Here is a 17,346-nt window from a genome sequence, read left to right on the forward strand (position 1 = left end):
AGATGTGTATAAGAGACAGGGTGGGGTAGTGGGTTAAGCTAGATCATGGCGCGTTACATCGACGAGATCCTGCAGCCCGGCGAGCGCGTGCTGTATTCGACCAATGCGCACTGGATCTTCTACTTTCCGGCCATCGTGGCCTGGATCGCGGCGCTGGCTCTGCTCATCCTGTCGCGGCAGGTGACTGTCGATTGGCTCTTTCTGCTTTGCCTCGGGGCCGCGGGTCTCGCGGCTCTGGCGGCCCTGTATTGGACCGTGAAGGGCTGGTTCCATCGTTTCACCACCGAGACCGACGTCACCAACCTCAGGGTCGTGCACAAGACCGGCTTCATCAAACGCCGAACCTTCGAGATGGCGCTGGACAAGGTCGAGAGCGTCGACGTCGACCAGACCATTCTTGGACGTATTCTCAACTACGGCGACGTGACGATTCGCGGCGTCGGCGAGGGTATCGAGACGATCAAGACCATCGCCTCGCCGCTCGCCTTCCGTAGTTCGATCACCACGCGGTAGGACCGCGCCCAACCATGAGCATGCAGCAAAATACTTCTCTTTCCGCCCAGCTCGGCTCGAGCGTCGACGCCGCCGAGATCGCGAAATTCTCGAAACTCTCGGCGGAATGGTGGGATCCCAAGGGCAAGATGGCGCCGCTGCACCGGATCAACCCGTTGCGGCTCGGCTATATCCGCGACGCCGCCTGCCGCAAGTTCGAGCGCAACGTGCGCAGCCTCAATTGTCTTGGGTCCTTGCGCGTGCTCGACATCGGCTGCGGCGCCGGCCTGCTCTGCGAGCCGCTGTCGCGCCTCGGAGCGCAGGTCATCGGCATCGATCCCTCCGCGAGCAACATCGCGGCGGCGAAGCTGCACGCCGACAAGAGCCATCTGGCGATCGACTATCGCTGCACCACGGTGGAGGAGATCGACCCGCGCGAGCGCTTCGACATCGTGCTGGCGATGGAGGTGGTCGAGCACGTCACCGACGTCGGCATGTTCCTGAAGCGCTGCGCCGCGATGCTGAAGCCGAACGGCCTGATGGTGGTCTCGACGCTGAACCGCAACTGGAAGAGCTTTGCCCTCGCCATCGTCGGTGCCGAATACGTCCTGCGCTGGCTACCGCGCGGCACGCATGAGTGGAACAAGTTCGTCACGCCCGACGAACTGACGAAATACCTGCTCGACAACCGTCTTGTCATCACCGAGCAGACCGGCGTCGTCTACTCGCCTTTCGCCGACAAATGGTCGCTGTCGTCCGATATGGACGTGAACTACATGGTCGTCGCGGAAGCGATGGTGTGAACTGCCCCGGGTCAGTGCGAGCCGTCACTCCAAGAACGCTGTCCTTCTGCGTTCGTAGGGACGAATGCGGAGAGTGCCGCACTCCCGGAGATTCTAACCGGCAGAACCCGCCCTGCGTCCCGGTGCAGGACCCACATATCTTGCCCTCGGCCGGATCAGCTTGCCGAACTGCAATTGCTCGCTGGCATGCGCGATCCAGCCGACGCTACGGGCCATCGCGAACAGCGCCAGCTCGCTGCCGGCGGGCAGGCGCAGTGCGTGGACCAGCACGGCGAGCGCGTAGTCGATATTGACGAACTCGCCGGTGGCCTCCGCGATCCGCTCTGGCACTTCCCTGGTGAATTTGCGCGGCGCACCGGAGCGCGACAGCGCGTTCAGCAGCGACTGCGCGCGGGGGTCGCCGTGCTTGTAGACGCCGTGGCCAAAGCCGGCAAAGCGTTCACCGAGGGCGACACGCTCGCGCACGACAGGCTCGACGTCGCGGTCGACCAGCGTCTTGACGAGCTGTGAGGCCAGGACGCCAGCGCCGCCATGCTTCGGCCCTTTCAACGCGGCGAGCCCGGCGATGACGGAGTCATAAAGGTTGAGGCCGGTCGAGGCAGCGCAGCGCGCGGTGAAGGTCGACGCGTTCAGCTCGTGATCGGCGAGCAGTACCAGCGCGCGGCGGATCAGGTCGGGCGCGTGCTTGTTGTCCGCCGCCCAGGCGCGCGCGACCTGCTGATGCAGCGGCTCGGCCGAGGCGTCCGCATTGAGCATGGTCGCAACCAGCAGGCGGACGATGCGCGCGCCGACCATAGCGCGGCCATCGGGTGCCCGGGTGAAGGCGCGGGGATCGACGCTGGCGGCCAGTGCGAGCACGGCGATGGCGCGGTCGATCGGTGCGGCCCGGCGCGCGGCCTTCGCGATCACGCGCATTTCCTCGGAGAGTTCCGGTTGATTGTCGGGGGCAAACGGATCGACGTCGGCGACATCCCACAGCAGCGTCGCGGCGTGCTCCAGCGTGTCACTCTCGGAAAGATCGACGCAATTGACGCCGCGATAGATGGCGCCCTCCTCGGTGATGGTCGAGATCTCTGTGTCCATCACCGGCAGATCGGCATCGAAGCTGCGCAGGCCGCGTGGCTCCGGCGACGGCACACGGCGCTCCTTCAGCGCCCGAACGTCCTCGGCGCGATAGCGGTTCTTTCGCGAGTCCGGCGTCGGCTCGGAGCGGATCAGGCCGCGGCTGACATAGGCGTAGAGGGTGGCCGGAGAGATCGCGAGCTCGGCGGCGGCTTCCCGAGCGGAGAGGTACAGCCCATCAGAATTTTTCATATTGATTTATGTAATCAAGATTGATCAATGTGTCGAGAGGCCTGACCTTGTTCTCCGTGAACAGGAGATTTGGGTCATGAACATCCACCTCACCAAAAGCCAGATCGGGCTGGACGGCGTTCCCGCGGCCGAGACCGTGCTGAGCCATGTCGACGGCGAGCGCGGCGAGCTCATCATCGCCGGGGAGCACGTCGGGCGGCTCGCCGCCATCTCGAGCTTCGAAGGCGTTACCGCCCGGCTCTGGAATGGCGCCAGCAAGACCACCCTCACCGAAGCCAATGTGCGCTCAAACCTGGGCGTGGCGCGCGAGCGCGCCTTCGCGCGGCTGCCGGACCTGCTCCCGGCGACGCGCGGCATGGGCATCATCGACGGGTTTCGTGCCGCCGTCGCCGGACTTCGCGCCGAGCACGGGCTGGAGCACGAGGCGACGATCGTCGGCGCGTTTCCGGTGATCGCGGGCGCGCTGGTCCGGCGCGCCAAGGGGCTCGAGCCGGTCGCGCCCGATCCCACCGTGAGCCATGCCGCCGACACGCTGCGCATGTTGCACGGCCGTTCGCCTGCAACGCGCGAGGTCACGGCGCTCGACGCCTATCTCGTCACCGCCAGCGACCACGGCATGAACGCATCGACCTTCGCCGCGCGCGTGGTGGCCTCGACGCAGGCCGACCTGTTCGCGGCCGTCACCGCCGGCTATTGCGCGCTGACCGGTCCGCTGCATGGCGGCGCGCCGGAGCCGGTGCTGGAAATGCTGGACGCGATCGGCTCGCGCGAGCGCATTCAGTCCTGGGTCGACGCGGCGCTGGCGCGCGGCGAGCGCATGATGGGTTTCGGTCACCGCGTCTATCGCGTCCGCGATCCGCGCGCCGACGTGCTCAAGACCGCGGTCGAGGCGCTTGCGTCCAATGGCACCGATTTGCCGTTTGCCGGCGAGGTCGAGGCCTATATCCGCAGCGCCTTGCGCAAGAAGAATCCGGAGCGGCCGCTGGAGACGAACGTCGAGTTCTTCACCGCGATCCTGCTCGATGCGCTGGCGATTCCGCGGCAGGCGTTCACGCCGATCTTCGCGATCGCGCGCAGCGCGGGCTGGACCGCGCATGCCCGCGAGCAGCAGCGGACGGGGCGTCTGATCAGGCCGAGCTCGTCCTATGTCGGGGCGATGCCGGAGGGGTAGGGAATGTGTAGTCCGGATGGAGCGAAGCGTAATCCGGGAAAGTCGCCATTGGGAGAGAAAGGTCCCGGATTACGCTTGCGCTCCATCCGGGCTACGAAGCTGGGGAAGGCCTTACGCCTCGCGCACGACCGTCTTCAGATAGTTGTAGGCCTTGATGATCTCGATCAGGCGGTCTTCGGTCGAGCGGTCGCCGCCATTGGCGTCGGGGTGGTGCTGCTTCACCAGCGCCTTGTACTTGGTCTTGACGTCGGCAAGCGTCGCGCTGGGGCCGAGGCCCATGACCTGAAGCGCCTTGCGCTCGGCGTTCATCACTTTGCGCGTCTCGGCCTTGGGCTCCGCTTCGGGGCCCTTGCGCCAGCTGGCGCGGCCGTTGATCTCGCTGAACATGCTGAAAGGATCGGCCGCCATGTCGATCTCTTCCGCGCCCTTCTTGCCGCCATTGGCGCCCATCTTCCAGGTCGGACGGTGACCGGTCAGCGCATCCTTCTGATAGCGCGCGACGGCTTCGGCATTCATGCCGGAAAAGAAATTGTAGTTCTGGTTGTACTCGCGCACGTGGTCGAGGCAGAAGTGCCAGTACTCGCGCTGGTTCTCGCGGCCCTTCGGCGCCCGGTGCGAGCCCTTGTTGGCGCAGCCCGCCCATTCGCAATTGACCGCGGTGTCGCGCGGCTTCACTTCCGGCTGCTTGCCCCGCGGCTTCACGCGGATGGAGTCGAAGAATTTTGATGAATCGATCGGCATGGCTGACTTTGACTACGCAATGCAAAAACCTTCAAGTCTTGACATTGCAATTCGCTGAGCACCCGGTCGCGACGAGCTTGGACGTCCGGGTATTGACGGGATGCGAGTGCGCACCTTAATGGCACACATGGCTATGAAAGACACTATCAGCAACAAGTTGCAGGAAGCTTTCACGCCGGAAAGCCTGCAAGTCGTCGACGAGTCACATTTGCATGAGGGCCACGCCGGCCACCGAGCAGGCGGCGAGACGCACTTCCGTGTGTATATCGTGTCTGCCGCCTTCAAAGGGAAGAGCCGGATCGACCGTCATCGCATGATAAATTCAGCGCTGGCCGCGGAACTCGCCGGCAGCGTGCACGCGCTGGCGATCAATGCGCAGGCACCGGGGGAAGGTTGAATTCTCTGACCCTGCCCTGGAGGGGGAGGGTCGATCGCGCGCAGCGCGAGCGGGGTGGGGTGATCTCTCCACTCGGGTACTGTTGGATGTGGGAAGACCGTCACCCCACCCCGCTACGCATTGCGCTGCTCTTCATGCGTAGCGACCCACGGGCGAGCTACGCTCGTCCCGGACCCCTCCAGGGGAGGGTAAGGGAAAAATTAGAACGACGTCCCGGCCCGTCTCGGCTTTGCCTCTTCGAGCTCGGCCTCGCGCGTCACCGGTGAAATACGGAGCGCGGTGATGCGGTTGCGCTCGCGGCGGAGGACGCGGAAGCGGAAACCGTGGAAGGTGAAGCTCTGGCCGCGGTCGGGGATCGAGCGCGCCTCGTGAATGACGAGACCGGCGACCGTGGTTGCCTCTTCATCGGGCAGATGCCAGTCCATGGCGCGGTTGAGGTCGCGGATCGGCACCGACCCGTCGACCACGACGGAGCCGTCCGGCTGACGGCGCACGCCGGCGACCACCACGTCATGCTCGTCGGAGATGTCGCCGACGATCTCCTCCAGAATGTCTTCCAGCGTCACGAGGCCTTCGACCTCACCATACTCGTCGACGACGAGTGCGAAATGGGTCTTGCGGCGGCGGAACGCCTTGAGCTGCTGGGATATCGGCCGCATCTCCGGCACGAACCAGGGCGGCAGCATGATGGTGGTGACGTCGATGCGCGACGTGTCGCCCTCCGATGCGCGGATCGCGCGCAACAGATCCTTGGCGTGCAGAATGCCGATGATGTTCTCCGACTTGTCCCGCCACAGCGGAATGCGGGTGTATTCGGTGGCCAGCACCTCCCGCACCAGCTCCTCCGGCGGCAGGTCGGCGTTGATCATCACCATGGCCGTGCGGTGGACCATCACGTCAGACACCGTCAGCTCGCCGAGACGGAAGACGTTGTGAATGTACTCGGCCTCGCCGCTCTCGATCTTGCCGTGCACGGCCGATTCCTCGACCAGGCCCTCGATCTCCGAATCCGTCAGGATTTCGTGTTGCGAGAACTCCTGCACCCCCATCAGACGGAGGATCGCGCTCGACGCCGTGTTGAGGCACCAGCTCAGCGGGTAGAACAGGAGGTAGGAAAAATGCAGCGGATAGGCAATCCACTGCGACACTGGCATCGGCTCCCTGATCGCAAGCGTCTTCGGCACCTGCTCGCCGATGACGATGTGCAGCGAAGAGAAGACCAGAAAACCCGCCACGAACGAGGTGAAGTGCAGCGTGGCCTCCGACATTCCGAGCGAGCTGAGGACGGGGCTCAGCAGCGCAGACACCGTCGGCTCACCGATCCAGCCGAGACCGAGCGAGGCCATGGTGATGCCGAGCTGGCAGCAGGCGAGATAGGATTCGATGTTCCCCATCATCGTCTGCAGCAGGCGCGCGCCGAAGCGGTTCTGCTCGACCATGGCCTTGACGCGGAAGCCGCGGCTCTTCACCAGCGCAAATTCCGCCGCCACGTAAAACGCGTTGGCGGCGAGCAGGAGGGCCGCAAGCAGCAGATTGATCGAGATCGAACTCATGTTTGCCTCGCGACCGCCCCGGCGTTCCCCGCCGTTTCGCGGGCGGCCGATCTGAACGGTCCCGTTATCACTGCGCGAGCTTCTCTTTCAGGAAGTCGCGCACCGGCGCCGGCTCGACGTCCTTTGCGATCACCGCGCGGCCCACGGCCTCCAGTAGGATGAAGGTGAGCTTGCCGCGCTTGACCTTCTTGTCCTGCGCCATCAGCGCCATCAGCGCGTCGGCATCGGCGAGCCCTTCCTGCGCAAAGCCGGCGATGTCCTGCAGGCGCGTCGGCAGGCCTGCCTCGATCAGGTGGCGCTCGATGCGCGCCGCCTCACGCTCGCCGATCATGCCGAGCTTCGCGGAGAACTGCGCTGCCAGCGTCATGCCGATGGCGACGCCCTCGCCGTGGAACAGGCGGTCGGAGAAGCCGGTCACAGCCTCCAGCGCGTGGCCGAAGGTGTGGCCGAGATTGAGCAGCGCGCGCTCGCCGGTCTCGCGCTCGTCGCGCGCGACGATTGCGGCCTTGGCCCGGCAGGAGGTCGCGATCGCATGCTCGCGGGCCGATCCGCCCCTCGAGATGTCGGCATGGTTCTTCTCCAGCCAGCTGAAGAAGGCCTCGTCGCCCAGCACGCCGTATTTGGCGACCTCGGCATAGCCGGCCCGGAACTGGCGCGGCGACAGCGTGTCGAGCACGGCGGTGTCGGCGATGACGAGCACCGGCTGGTGGAAGGCCCCGAGCAGATTCTTGCCCTGCGGCGAGTTGATGCCGGTCTTGCCGCCGACGCTGGAATCGACCTGCGCGAGAAGCGAGGTCGGCACCTGCACGAAATCGACGCCGCGGCGCAGGATCGCCGCGGCAAAGCCGGCGAGATCGCCGACCACGCCGCCGCCGAGCGCGATGACGAGATCGTTGCGCTCGATCTTCGCTGCGATCAGGGCCTCGCTGACCTTTTCGAGCCCGGCATAGGTTTTCGAGATCTCGCCTTCCTCGACGACGATGCGCGAGGTCGGAATACCGCTGGCTGCGAGCGACGCCTCAGTGGGCTCGAGCCAGTATTTCGCGACGGTGCGGTCGGTCACGATGGCCGTGCGCACGCCGGGACGCAGAGCGGCGACACGCTCGCCGAGCGAGGCCAGCACGCCGCGGCCGATGACGATGTCATAGGCGCGGTCACCGAGTGCGACGTCGACCTTGATGGGATCGGAATGTTTCAACGGCGCAGTCATCTTGACGCACTCGCAATGTCGGCAGGCGGTTGGGCTGGCTCTCCGCCGCAGAGACGGGCGTGCAGCGCCTCGATGCATTCCTCGACGATTCTGTCGTGCGGCACGTCGCGCGAGGCGATGGTGAGGTCGGCATTGGCATAGATCGGCTCGCGCTGGGCGAGAAGGCGCGTCACGGTTCCTTCGGGATCGGCGGTCTGAAGCAGCGGACGGTCGGCACGGCGCCGCACGCGGCGCATGATGACGTCATGGTCCGCCCTCAGCCAGATCGAGATGGCCTTCGCCGCGATGCGTGCGCGCGTCTCCTCGCGCATGAAAGCGCCGCCACCGGTCGCCAGCACGATCGGCCCGCCCTCGAGCAGCCGCGCGATCACACGGGCCTCGCCGTCGCGGAAATAGGGCTCGCCATGGGCCGCAAAGATCTCCGGGATGGTCATGCCGGCATGGGCCACCTCGATTTCGGTGTCGGCATCGATGAAGGGCAGCCTGAGCCGGGCCGCGAGGCGGCGGCCGATGGTGGATTTGCCCACCCCCATCATGCCGACGAGCACGATCGAGCGCGCCCCGAGCGCCGACAGGATGTCGGCCTCGGGCGAAGCAGGAAGCGGCAACGCGGCGTCGGACATCGTCTCGCTCGACTGGATCTCGCTCGAACTGCCGCCAGATGCGGCATGGCTTTGGCCACCTATACGACCCCATGGGGGCCCTCGCCAGAGGACTCTTGCCACGAAACGGCGAACATGTTGGATGATTTCATTGGTTAATTTGGCTGCCGCGCCCCGACCCGAGACCCCAGAACGATGCCGAGCCTGTTCCGCTTCCTGACGGTCGTCGCCGTGATCGGCGGCATCGTCTATGGCGTGGTCTTCGCGCTGGCGAACTTCGTCAACCCGAAGCCGCGGGAAATGACGGTGACGATCCCGCCGGACAAGTTTCTCAAGAAATAGGAGCTAGCCTCCCGGGCATGCCCGCCAAACCCTCAGACACCAGGCTCATCGGCCTGTTCCTCGACATGCTCGCCGCGGAACAGGGCGCCGGCCCCAACACGCTCGATGCCTACCGCCGCGACCTCAGCGATTTCTCGGAATTTCTGGGCCGCGTCGGCCAAACATTCGTGGATGCCGAGACCCAGACGCTGCGCGACTATCTCGTCGATCTCGACACCCGCGGCTTCAAATCCACCAGTGTGGCCCGCCGGCTGTCCGCGATGCGGCACCTCTACCGTTTCCTGCTGAACGAGCGCATCCGCGGTGACGATCCCGCCGCGATCCTGTCAGGTCCGAAGCGCGGCCGCGGCCTGCCGAAAGTGTTGTCGATCGCCGACGTCGACCGCATGCTCCGCCGCGCCAGGGAATTGAGCGAGGCGGAAGATGCCTCGCCGTCGAAACGGCTGCGTGCCTTGCGGCTCTATTGCCTGCTCGAGGTGCTCTACGCCACGGGCCTGCGCGTCTCCGAGCTGGTGGCGCTGCCGCGCTCGGCGGCCAAGCGCGACGCCCGCATGATCGTGGTGCGCGGCAAGGGCAACAAGGAACGGCTGGTACCGCTCAACGACGCCTCGCGGCAGGCGATGGCGGACTATCTCGCCGCCACGGAAGCGGCAAAGGCCGACAGGAAGAACAGCGTGGCCGCGTCGAAATGGCTGTTCCCCTCGTTCGGCGAGAGCGGACATCTGACGCGCCAGCATTTTGCCCGCGACCTCAAGGAGCTCGCGGTTGCGTCCGGCTTGCAGGCCCGCCTGGTCTCCCCGCACGTGCTGCGCCACGCCTTTGCCAGCCATCTGCTGCACAACGGCGCGGACCTGCGCATCGTGCAGACCCTGCTCGGTCACACCGACATCTCGACCACCCAGATCTATACCCATGTGGTCGAGGAGCGGCTGAAGAGCTTGGTGCGCGACCTGCACCCGCTGGCGGAGAAGTAGTTGCTGCTGGTAGCCCGGATGGAGCGACGCGTAATCCGGGGCCGCCTCCTCGCGGCCAGACCTTCCCGGATTGCGCTGCGCTCCATCCGGGCTACGGGTAAAGGGTGAAACCGCCTTGACTTCGGCCACATCTCCGCGGAAAGAGCCGGGGCCTCACGGCTGATTTGGCCGACTGCACCAGCACACAAGCCAAACCATTGAAGACGCTACACTTCTTTCCGCCGCCCCAACTTGCTTCGCTTCTCGCGCCCCGTCCCCCTATATTGAGTTGATGCTAGACCAGATGCGCAGCTATCTCGACTTCGAAAAGCCCGTCGCCGAGCTCGACTCCAAGGTCGACGAATTGCGCGCGCTCGCCGCCACCGGCACCGACATCAGCGACGAGGTCGGGCGGATCGAGGACAAGGCGGCGCAGGCGCTGGCCGACCTCTATGCGAACCTGACGCCGTGGCAGAAGACGCTTGTGGCGCGGCATCCGCAGCGGCCGCATTTCAACGACTTCATCAAGGGCCTGATCACCGAATTCACCCCGCTCGCCGGCGACCGCAAGTTCGGCGAGGACGAGGCGCTGGTCGCCGGCTTCGGCCGCTTCCGCGGTGAGCCGATCTGCGTGATGGGCCAGGAAAAGGGCGATTCCACCGAGAGCCGCATCCGGCACAATTTCGGCATGGCGCGGCCGGAAGGGTATCGCAAATGCGTGCGGCTGATGGAGATGGCCGAGCGGTTCGGCCTGCCGGTGCTGTCGCTCGCCGATTCGGCCGGCGCCTATCCCGGCATCGGCGCCGAGGAGCGCGGCCAGGCGGAAGCCATCGCGCGCTCGACCGATGCGTGCCTGGCGCTGACCGTGCCCAACGTCGCGATCATCACCGGCGAGGGCATGTCGGGCGGCGCCATCGCCATCACCACGGCCAACAAGGTCCTGATGCTCGAGCACGCGATCTACAGCGTGATCTCGCCGGAGGCGGCGTCCTCGATCCTCTGGCGCGACGGCACCAAGGCGCAGGAAGCCGCCAACAACATGAAGATCACCGCCCAGGATATGCTCCGCTTCGGCGTGATCGACGCCATCCTGAAGGAGCCGGTCGGCGGCGCCCACCGCGACCCCGCCGCCATGATCGCCACCACGGGCGAGGCCATCGCCAAGGCGTTCGACGAGCTCCGGAACTTTGATGGGGATGCCATCCGCAAGCAGCGGCGGCAGAAATTCCTCGATATCGGCCGCAAACTGGGCTGATTCGCCTCGATTCCGGTCTCGTAGGGTGGGCAAAGCGAAGCGTGCCCACCAATCCCGGCTGTACGAACGGCTCGTGGGCACGGCGCTTCGCGCCTTTGCCCACCCTACCAGGCCTTTCGAGCAGCCCCCGGTAACCCCGCCTTAACCCTTTTTTTGCCCAAATCGGCGATCTGAGTCCCCTCGGCCCGAAAGCCCAAGTTCCGTCCCAAGTCGTGTCCATTTAGTCTTCGTTGACCATGCCACTGGGCCAACGCCCTCGTGATCCCCGCTCGGGTTGCGACCACATGACCCAGAGGTTAGAATTTTAATCAATGGCTTCAGGGCATAAGCGCTGGAGCGGGGTCTGACCGGGCCCGTCTCGGCGGGTCGGTTTACCGGTCGGATTGCGCTTCGGAATAATTGGGGTTCGCGCTTCAATGCCCGGCACGGTGTGGGGTCCATCTTGATTTCTCGTTCGCTTGCTCGCGCGCTCTTGGTTTCGGTTGCGCTGATGACGGCCGGCGGTCTGCTCGCCGGCTGCAACACCGATCAGGTCTCGCTTGCGACCAACGCCAAGGCCAATCAGCCGGTGCCGCCGAAGCTGATCGCCGCGATGGCCGAGAAGGACATGGACCTGCAATCGCCGATCCTGGTCCGCCTGTTCAAGCAGGAGGCCGAGCTCGAGGTCTGGAAGCAGACCCGCTCGGGCCAGTTCGCGCTGCTCAAGACCTATCCGATCTGCCGCTGGTCGGGCGATCTCGGCCCCAAGGTGCGCGAAGGCGACCGCCAGGCGCCGGAGGGATTCTACTCGATCAATCCGAGCCAGATGAATCCGCAATCGTCCTATTACCTCTCGTTCAACACCGGCTACCCGAACGCGTTCGACAAGGCGCTGGGCCGCACCGGCTCGCAGCTGATGGTGCACGGCGACTGTTCGTCGCGCGGCTGCTACGCGATGACGGACGAGCAGATCGCGGAGATCTATTCGCTCGGCCGCGAGTCCTTCTTCGGCGGCCAGAAGGCGTTCCAGCTGCAGGCCTATCCGTTCAAGATGACGCCGGTGAACATGGCCAGGCACCGGAACAATCCGAACATGCCGTTCTGGAAGATGATCAAGGAAGGCTATGATCATTTCGAGGTGACGCGGCAGGAGCCGAAGGTCGATTTCTGCGAGAAGAGATACGTGTTCGACGCCGCCAAGCCGGCGGACGCCAAGCGCGATCTGGTGTTCGACGCCTCCGCCAGATGTCCGGCCTATGTGATCCCCGAAGAGATCGCCAGCGCGGTCCGCGAGAAGCAGGCCAAGGACGAGACGGAATATGCAAGGCTCGTCGCCAAGGGCACGCCGGTGGCGCGGATGAACACCGGCATTGACGGCGGCATGCACAAGGTGTTCGCCGCCAAAATTCCGGAAGGCTCGACCGGCCTGTCGGAGAGCGCCGAAGGCACCACGCTGCAGATGCTGGCCATGGCGAAGGCGCCGGGCACGATCCCCGGCCACGTCAACCCGCCGAAGCCGAACCTCGACGCTGTGGCAAGCGCGCCGGCGCCGAAGGAAGAGCCGGTGGTTGCCGTCAGCGCGCCTGCCGCGAGCACCCGCGTCGCTTCGGCTGCGCCCGCCGGAAAGTCTGAAGGCAGCGGCTTCTTCTCCAACCTCGGCCGCAAGATGGGATTCGGCACCGCCGATACCACCGCGACCGCAACGCCCGCGCCGCAGGCCACGGCGTCCGTGGCCCCGGCCGCCCAGACGTCCACGACGCCGGCCACGGCCGCCTCGCGACTCAAGGCCGCCGTGACCCGCTTCGTGCCGGGGCAAGACAAGTCCAAGGATGCGGCGAAGGAGACGCCGAAGCCGGCCGTAACAGCCGCCAAGCCGGCCGAGCCGCCGAAGCCCGATACCCGCCTTGCCGCGACGCGTCCGGCGCTGAAGCCATCGGTGAGCGACGGCGCGGGCGATAGCACCCCGATGATATCAGGCGCCGCGCCGGTGGTGCAGTCGAACTCGTTCGACAGCCGCTTCTCGGCGGTGAAGTAGGCTAGCGCCCGAGCGCGCAATTATCGCTCTTTCCTCCGCACCGCACGGTAGGGACTGTGAATCGTGAACGCGTCGGGCACTATGCCGCTTTCGATCCGCTTCCATGTCACCTGTGCAGCAATGGGAAAGTTCTCGCGTGCCCGCGGCGAGAAGGTGCCGATCGCGGTGGTACCGCGGCCGTTGCGCAAATAGTCGAGAAAAATGCGGCCGCTGCGCCTGGCCTGGGCCGCGAGGACGTAGCGGTCGGGCCGACGCAATGCGAAATCGGCCACGAGACTGCGCGCCACGCGATGCGCCTGATCGTGCAGCATTGCCACCTCAAGCGGCGCCGTCAGATGAATGCCCTGGCCACCGGTCAACTTGGGCCAAGTCGCAAACCCCTCACGGCTCATTAGCGCGCGAAGTTCCAGGGCGGTCTCGATCACAGCATCCCATTCGACGCCCTCGCCGGGATCAAGGTCGATCACGATGCGATCGGCGTGCTCGAAATCCTCAACAGTCGAATTCCAGGGATGCAATTCGACTGCGCCGATCTCGACGAGTCCCAGGAAACCCTCAAGGCTGTCCACCCAAAGCCGCGTGCCTTCGCCGCCTTCGCGCTTTCGGATGCATAGCTGGTGCACCGCTTGCGGAATGTCCCTCGGCAGCGGCCCCTTGTGATAGAACGTCGTGCCGTGCACGTGCCGCACCAGCTTGAGCGGTCGATGTCCTAGATGCAGCAGCGCCTTCTTCCAGACACGCGTCCAGTAACGCGCGAGCTCTTCTTTGGACGGCACGATCGCATCGGGCAGCAGCTGCAGGATATTCTCTTTGGGAACGCCGAGCTTCGGCCGTCCGACCGATGAAGGCACCAACCGGGGCGCCCTGACCTTCCGCGGCGCAAGATCGTCGCGCAGGCCCTTGAATACGGCTTCACGCAGCAGGCCATCGTCGGTCAGGGCGCCATATTCCACCTCGGCATTCACCACGGGCTCAACCCACGTAGCCTTGGGCTTCTTTACCGGCAGATCGAGCGGAGAATCGCGCCGGATCAGTGGGTCAAGCCGTTCACGCAATTCACGCGCGGTCGCCTCGGTGTATCCGGTGCGGACCTTGCCGGCATAAAGCAGGCGCCCATCCTCGTGATGCCCGACGTAAAGCGAAGCCACCTTGCGCGGGTACGCGCCCAGCTTTTCGACGAATGCGACGATCGGAAACGTCTCGCTCTTCTTGCATTTCAGCTTGAGCCAGGCTTCCTGCCGTCCGGAGCGATAAGGTGCGTCCGCGCGCTTGGCGAGCAGCCCTTCGAGGCCAAGCCTGCAAGCATGGCGAAGGATTTGCTCGCCGTCGGCTTCGACGTGCTCGACGTAGATGAAAGTCTCGGGCGCTTCTTTCAGGAGCCGCTGCAGCAGCTGCTTGCGCTCGACAAAGCCGACGCCGCGCAAATCGTATCCGTCAAGATACAATAGATCGAACGCGTGATAGCGAATGCGGCGGCTCTGCTTGGCGCCGAGCTCGCGCCGCAGCTGCTGGAAGTCCGGCCGGCCATTACTGCCGTAGACAACGGCCTCGCCATCAATGATCGCACTCCCGGCTCTGAGCATTCGCGCGCCGGCTGCAATTGACGAGAACTGCTCGGTCCAATCGTATCCGGCGCGCGAATAGACCGTCGCCGCGCCCGCCTGCAGGTGAAGTTGCGCGCGATAGCCGTCGGCTTTTATCTCGAACACCCAGCCGCTGCCTTGCGGCGGGTTCTCGCGTAGCGTGGGATCGCATGGCACGATGTATGATGGAATCGGAATCTTCCGCGCGCCGGCTAGGCGCGATAGTCCCGACTGACGCAACGCAACGGCACACATGCGGGATTCAACGCGGCCCGACAGATTCGTTCCGATCTGAATAAAATCGATGGAATGCCGCGAAGCTCTTGAACAACCGAATATTTCGCAGTGCGAGGGGCGCCGCGCGCTAAGGCGCCAGATACCGCATCAGCTCCGGACTGCCTTTCACCTCGCCGGCGTCGCCCTGCAGCGCGACGCGACCGCGGTCGAGCACATAGGCGTAGTCGGCGACTCGCAAAGCGAGGTCGAGGTGCTGCTCGACGATGATGACGGCGATGCTCTTGGCAAGCTCGATCAGGCGCTCGGTGATCTCCTCGATGACGCCGATCCAGACGCCCTCGGTGGGCTCATCCAGCAGCAGCAGTTTTGGATCCCCGAGCATGGCGCGGCCGATCGCGAGCATCTTGCGCTCGCCGCCGGAAAGCGTGCCGGCGGGCTGGTCGAGGCGCTGGCCGAGCTTTGGGAAGATCGCCAGCACGCGGTCGATGGCGGAGGAATCCTTCTTAGCCAGCGAGCCGACGGCGAGATTGTCGCGCACCGACAGGCGCGCGAACACCGAATGCTCCTGCGGCACGTAGCCGATGCCGGCGCGGACGCGCTCCTGGGTGGCGCGGCGACTGATGTCGCGGCCGTCGAAGGCGACCTCGCCCTTCCATGCCGGCAGCTCGCCGACGATGGTCTTCATCAGCGTGGTCTTGCCGGCGCCGTTGCGGCCGAGCACGGCAACACCGCCGCGCCAGGGAATGCCGAGGCTGACGTCGAACAGGACTTGGCTGCGGCCGTAGCCGGCATCGAGATGCTTGATGTCCAAAAATTCAGGCACGGCGCAGATAGATCTCCTGGACGGATGTGTTGGCCTGGATCTCGGACACCGTGCCTGTTGCCAGCACCTTGCCCTGGTCGAGCACGGTGAGGCGATCGCAGATGTCGCGAATGAAATCGAGGTCGTGCTCGACGATGACCAGCGAGCAATGTTTTTTGATCGGCTGCAGCAGCTCGCCGGTGACGCGGCGCTCTTCCAGGCTCATGCCGCCGGTGGGCTCGTCGAGCAATAGGAGCTTCGGCTTGCCGGCGAGCGCCATCGCGATCTCCAGCCATTGCTGCTGGCCGTGCGACAGCGCAGCGGCCGCATCGAAGGCGCGGTCGGCGAGACGGAACTGCGTCAGCATGGACATGACCTGGTCGTGCAACGCACCGCGCGTGCGCGAGAACACGAGGTCGAACAGCGAGGACTGCGCCTGCAGCGCGAGCAGGATGTTGTCGTAGAGCGTGAGCGACGGCAGCACGGATGTGATCTGGAATTTCAGGCTCATGCCGGCGCGCGCACGTTCGGTCGGCGTGAACGCGGTGATGTCGGTGTTGACGAAGGAGACCTTGCCTTGGGTCGGCACTTCGGCGCCGGCGATGCACTTCATCAGCGTGCTCTTGCCCGAGCCGTTCGGGCCGATCAGGCCGTGAAACTCATTCTCGCCGACCGTGAGGGCTGCGCCGTCGAGCGCGGTGAGCTTGCCGAAGACCTTCTTGATGCCGGCCGCTTCAAGGAGCATTGCGCCTCTCCTTTTGCTTGGCACCAAAGCTGCCGACGCGTTCGCGCTCGCCGAGCACAAAACTGATCAGGCCGAGCGGCCGGAACAAGATCACGAGCAGGAGCAGCAGGCCGAGGATGATCGGCCAGATCTCGCGGTAATTGTCCGAGAGCCAGAAGCTGACGCCCTCGACGATGACAGCGCCGACGACGGCACCGATCAGCGTGCCGGAGCCGCCGAACAGCACATAGAGCACGACCTGGGTCGAAACCACGACGCCCACCATGTTGGGCCAGACGAAGCCTTCGTGGAAGGCATAGAGGCTGCCGGCGAGGCCTGCGACGGCGCCGCCGATGGTGAAGATGATGGCTTTGAGATGCTGCGCCTTGTAGCCGAAGAAGGCGATGCGCTGCTCGTTCTCGCGCAGGCCTGCGAGCGCAAGGCCGAATTGCGAGCGCACCAGGAAGCGGCAGAGCAGATAGACCACGACGAGGATGCCGAGCACGAGATAATAGAACGCTGGGCCTTCCGTGAAGTCGTATGACCCAAGCGACATCGGCGCGATCGAGGGGATGCCGTTCTGGCCGCCGAGATAGTACCAGCCGCGCGCGAGCCGATCGGCGGCGTAGGAGCCGGTCAGCGTGCCGAGCGAGACGAAGATCACGCTGGAGGGATGCCGTCCCAGCAGCAGGAAGCCGCCGAGCAGCAGCGCGAAGGTGAGGCCGATCAGCGTGCCTGCCGGCAACACCAGGAAGATGTTGGTGATGTCGAGGTCGCGCGCGAGCAGGGCGACGCCGTAACCGGCCGAGCCGAAGAACAGCGCCTGGCCGAAGCTCATGATGCCGGCATAGCCCCAGACCAGGTCGAAGGACAGCGCAAACAGCGCGAGGATGATCACGCGCGTCGCGAAGACCGTGAGATAGTCCTGCAGCACCAGCGGCGCGAGTAGCCGCGAGGAGCACGAGGCCCTCGATGATGGGCAGGATTTTTCGTCCTGCCTTGTCCCGGTCATTGGCCCGTTCCGCCGCTGCGCCCTCAGCCATCGCACCGTCCATTTCGTCGTCCACGTCGGCGACGATGGCCTCTCTTACCACACTCATCGGCTTCAGCATTCCGAGTTCAACATCGTCAGAGGCAGCCGTGTCAATCACGG

16 protein-coding genes and 1 pseudogene are annotated in these 17,346 nt (G+C 65.2%); 8 read left to right on the forward strand and 9 right to left on the reverse strand.

Features of this window, described 5'->3' with window-relative positions; translation table 11 throughout:
• Positions 1-45: 45 nt before the first annotated feature.
• Together I6F36_RS27070 and ubiG are read left to right on the forward strand one after the other, a co-directional pair.
• Positions 46-513, forward strand: a complete 468-nt coding sequence (locus I6F36_RS27070) for a PH domain-containing protein (protein ID WP_225172533.1) — start codon at positions 46-48, stop codon at positions 511-513.
• A gap of 14 nt (positions 514-527) precedes the next feature.
• Positions 528-1,295 carry a bifunctional 2-polyprenyl-6-hydroxyphenol methylase/3-demethylubiquinol 3-O-methyltransferase UbiG gene (gene ubiG / locus I6F36_RS27075; protein ID WP_036026212.1) on the forward strand — a complete coding sequence of 256 codons (768 nt, stop codon included), beginning with the start codon at positions 528-530 and terminating at the stop codon, positions 1,293-1,295.
• A gap of 93 nt (positions 1,296-1,388) precedes the next feature.
• Here ubiG and I6F36_RS27080 read toward each other — a convergent pair whose 3' ends face one another.
• On the reverse strand, positions 1,389-2,609 hold the full coding sequence (locus I6F36_RS27080) for a citrate synthase family protein (RefSeq protein WP_225172534.1): 1,221 nt from the start codon (positions 2,607-2,609) through the stop codon (positions 1,389-1,391).
• Positions 2,610-2,685: 76 nt separating this feature from the next.
• On the opposite strand from I6F36_RS27080, the gene I6F36_RS27085 reads away from it, so the two are divergent.
• The gene (locus I6F36_RS27085) at positions 2,686-3,780 is read left to right on the forward strand and encodes a citrate synthase/methylcitrate synthase (protein ID WP_225172535.1); all 1,095 of its coding nucleotides are present in this window, start codon (positions 2,686-2,688) and stop codon (positions 3,778-3,780) included.
• Between the two features lie 111 nt (positions 3,781-3,891).
• Here the strand turns inward: I6F36_RS27085 and I6F36_RS27090 are convergent, their stop codons facing one another.
• On the reverse strand, positions 3,892-4,521 hold the full coding sequence (locus I6F36_RS27090; RefSeq protein WP_036014711.1) for a J domain-containing protein: 630 nt from the start codon (positions 4,519-4,521) through the stop codon (positions 3,892-3,894).
• Between the two features lie 127 nt (positions 4,522-4,648).
• On the opposite strand from I6F36_RS27090, the gene I6F36_RS27095 reads away from it, so the two are divergent.
• On the forward strand, positions 4,649-4,918 hold the full coding sequence (locus I6F36_RS27095) for a BolA family transcriptional regulator (protein ID WP_050995968.1): 270 nt from the start codon (positions 4,649-4,651) through the stop codon (positions 4,916-4,918).
• A gap of 200 nt (positions 4,919-5,118) precedes the next feature.
• Here I6F36_RS27095 and I6F36_RS27100 read toward each other — a convergent pair whose 3' ends face one another.
• From I6F36_RS27100 to I6F36_RS27110, 3 genes are all read right to left on the reverse strand, one after another.
• Entirely contained in the window at positions 5,119-6,471 is a 1,353-nt protein-coding gene (locus I6F36_RS27100) for a hemolysin family protein (RefSeq protein WP_225172536.1), read from the reverse strand.
• Positions 6,472-6,538: 67 nt separating this feature from the next.
• Positions 6,539-7,681: a 3-dehydroquinate synthase gene (aroB, locus tag I6F36_RS27105; RefSeq protein WP_036014703.1), complete on the reverse strand. Its 1,143-nt coding sequence runs from the start codon at positions 7,679-7,681 to the stop codon at positions 6,539-6,541.
• Complete coding sequence (locus tag I6F36_RS27110; RefSeq protein WP_036042618.1) at positions 7,678-8,304, reverse strand: shikimate kinase; 627 nt, start codon at positions 8,302-8,304, stop codon at positions 7,678-7,680. Before I6F36_RS27110 ends, aroB begins: the two co-directional genes overlap by 4 nt.
• Positions 8,305-8,478: 174 nt before the next feature.
• On the opposite strand from I6F36_RS27110, the gene I6F36_RS27115 reads away from it, so the two are divergent.
• From I6F36_RS27115 to I6F36_RS27130, 4 genes are all read left to right on the forward strand, one after another.
• Entirely contained in the window at positions 8,479-8,625 is a 147-nt protein-coding gene (locus I6F36_RS27115; RefSeq protein WP_036026218.1) for a hypothetical protein, read from the forward strand.
• A 17-nt stretch (positions 8,626-8,642) separates the two neighbouring features.
• The gene (xerD, locus tag I6F36_RS27120) at positions 8,643-9,599 is read left to right on the forward strand and encodes a site-specific tyrosine recombinase XerD (protein ID WP_225172537.1); all 957 of its coding nucleotides are present in this window, start codon (positions 8,643-8,645) and stop codon (positions 9,597-9,599) included.
• Positions 9,600-9,870: 271 nt separating this feature from the next.
• Positions 9,871-10,833: an acetyl-CoA carboxylase carboxyltransferase subunit alpha gene (locus tag I6F36_RS27125; protein ID WP_036014693.1), complete on the forward strand. Its 963-nt coding sequence runs from the start codon at positions 9,871-9,873 to the stop codon at positions 10,831-10,833.
• A gap of 490 nt (positions 10,834-11,323) precedes the next feature.
• On the forward strand, positions 11,324-12,847 hold the full coding sequence (locus tag I6F36_RS27130; RefSeq protein ID WP_225172538.1) for a murein L,D-transpeptidase family protein: 1,524 nt from the start codon (positions 11,324-11,326) through the stop codon (positions 12,845-12,847).
• Between the two features lie 20 nt (positions 12,848-12,867).
• Here the strand turns inward: I6F36_RS27130 and ligD are convergent, their stop codons facing one another.
• The 4 genes and pseudogenes from ligD to I6F36_RS27150 form a co-directional block, all read right to left on the reverse strand.
• The gene (ligD, locus tag I6F36_RS27135) at positions 12,868-14,685 is read right to left on the reverse strand and encodes a DNA ligase D (protein ID WP_225172539.1); all 1,818 of its coding nucleotides are present in this window, start codon (positions 14,683-14,685) and stop codon (positions 12,868-12,870) included.
• Positions 14,686-14,794: 109 nt separating this feature from the next.
• Complete coding sequence (locus I6F36_RS27140) at positions 14,795-15,490, reverse strand: ABC transporter ATP-binding protein (protein WP_036014686.1); 696 nt, start codon at positions 15,488-15,490, stop codon at positions 14,795-14,797.
• Positions 15,483-16,214, reverse strand: a complete 732-nt coding sequence (locus I6F36_RS27145) for an ABC transporter ATP-binding protein (RefSeq protein ID WP_036014683.1) — start codon at positions 16,212-16,214, stop codon at positions 15,483-15,485. Before I6F36_RS27145 ends, I6F36_RS27140 begins: the two co-directional genes overlap by 8 nt.
• A pseudogene (locus I6F36_RS27150) lies at positions 16,204-17,305 on the reverse strand (branched-chain amino acid ABC transporter permease). The gene I6F36_RS27145 and the pseudogene I6F36_RS27150 overlap by 11 nt, the downstream one beginning before the upstream one ends.
• Positions 17,306-17,346 lie beyond the last annotated feature (41 nt).

It is taken from the genome of Bradyrhizobium sp. BRP19, from assembly GCF_020194195.1.
Classification (GTDB): domain Bacteria; phylum Pseudomonadota; class Alphaproteobacteria; order Rhizobiales; family Xanthobacteraceae; genus Bradyrhizobium; species Bradyrhizobium yuanmingense.

Excerpts from the sequence above, each read along its gene's own strand:
- I6F36_RS27085 (WP_225172535.1), top strand. The coding sequence starts at position 2,686 with ATGAACATCCACCTCACCAAAAGCCAGATCGGGCTGGACGGCGTTCCC.
- I6F36_RS27090 (WP_036014711.1), bottom strand. The coding sequence starts at position 4,521 with ATGCCGATCGATTCATCAAAATTCTTCGACTCCATCCGCGTGAAGCCG.
- aroB (WP_036014703.1), bottom strand. The coding sequence starts at position 7,681 with ATGACTGCGCCGTTGAAACATTCCGATCCCATCAAGGTCGACGTCGCA.
- I6F36_RS27095 (WP_050995968.1), top strand. The coding sequence starts at position 4,649 with ATGGCTATGAAAGACACTATCAGCAACAAGTTGCAGGAAGCTTTCACG.
- I6F36_RS27080 (WP_225172534.1), bottom strand. The coding sequence starts at position 2,609 with ATGAAAAATTCTGATGGGCTGTACCTCTCCGCTCGGGAAGCCGCCGCC.
- ligD (WP_225172539.1), bottom strand. The coding sequence starts at position 14,685 with ATGTGTGCCGTTGCGTTGCGTCAGTCGGGACTATCGCGCCTAGCCGGC.
- I6F36_RS27070 (WP_225172533.1), top strand. The coding sequence starts at position 46 with ATGGCGCGTTACATCGACGAGATCCTGCAGCCCGGCGAGCGCGTGCTG.
- I6F36_RS27145 (WP_036014683.1), bottom strand. The coding sequence starts at position 16,214 with ATGCTCCTTGAAGCGGCCGGCATCAAGAAGGTCTTCGGCAAGCTCACC.
- I6F36_RS27110 (WP_036042618.1), bottom strand. The coding sequence starts at position 8,304 with ATGTCCGACGCCGCGTTGCCGCTTCCTGCTTCGCCCGAGGCCGACATC.
- ubiG (WP_036026212.1), top strand. The coding sequence starts at position 528 with ATGAGCATGCAGCAAAATACTTCTCTTTCCGCCCAGCTCGGCTCGAGC.
- xerD (WP_225172537.1), top strand. The coding sequence starts at position 8,643 with ATGCCCGCCAAACCCTCAGACACCAGGCTCATCGGCCTGTTCCTCGAC.
- I6F36_RS27125 (WP_036014693.1), top strand. The coding sequence starts at position 9,871 with ATGCTAGACCAGATGCGCAGCTATCTCGACTTCGAAAAGCCCGTCGCC.
- I6F36_RS27115 (WP_036026218.1), top strand. The coding sequence starts at position 8,479 with ATGCCGAGCCTGTTCCGCTTCCTGACGGTCGTCGCCGTGATCGGCGGC.
- I6F36_RS27100 (WP_225172536.1), bottom strand. The coding sequence starts at position 6,471 with ATGAGTTCGATCTCGATCAATCTGCTGCTTGCGGCCCTCCTGCTCGCC.
- I6F36_RS27130 (WP_225172538.1), top strand. The coding sequence starts at position 11,324 with ATGACGGCCGGCGGTCTGCTCGCCGGCTGCAACACCGATCAGGTCTCG.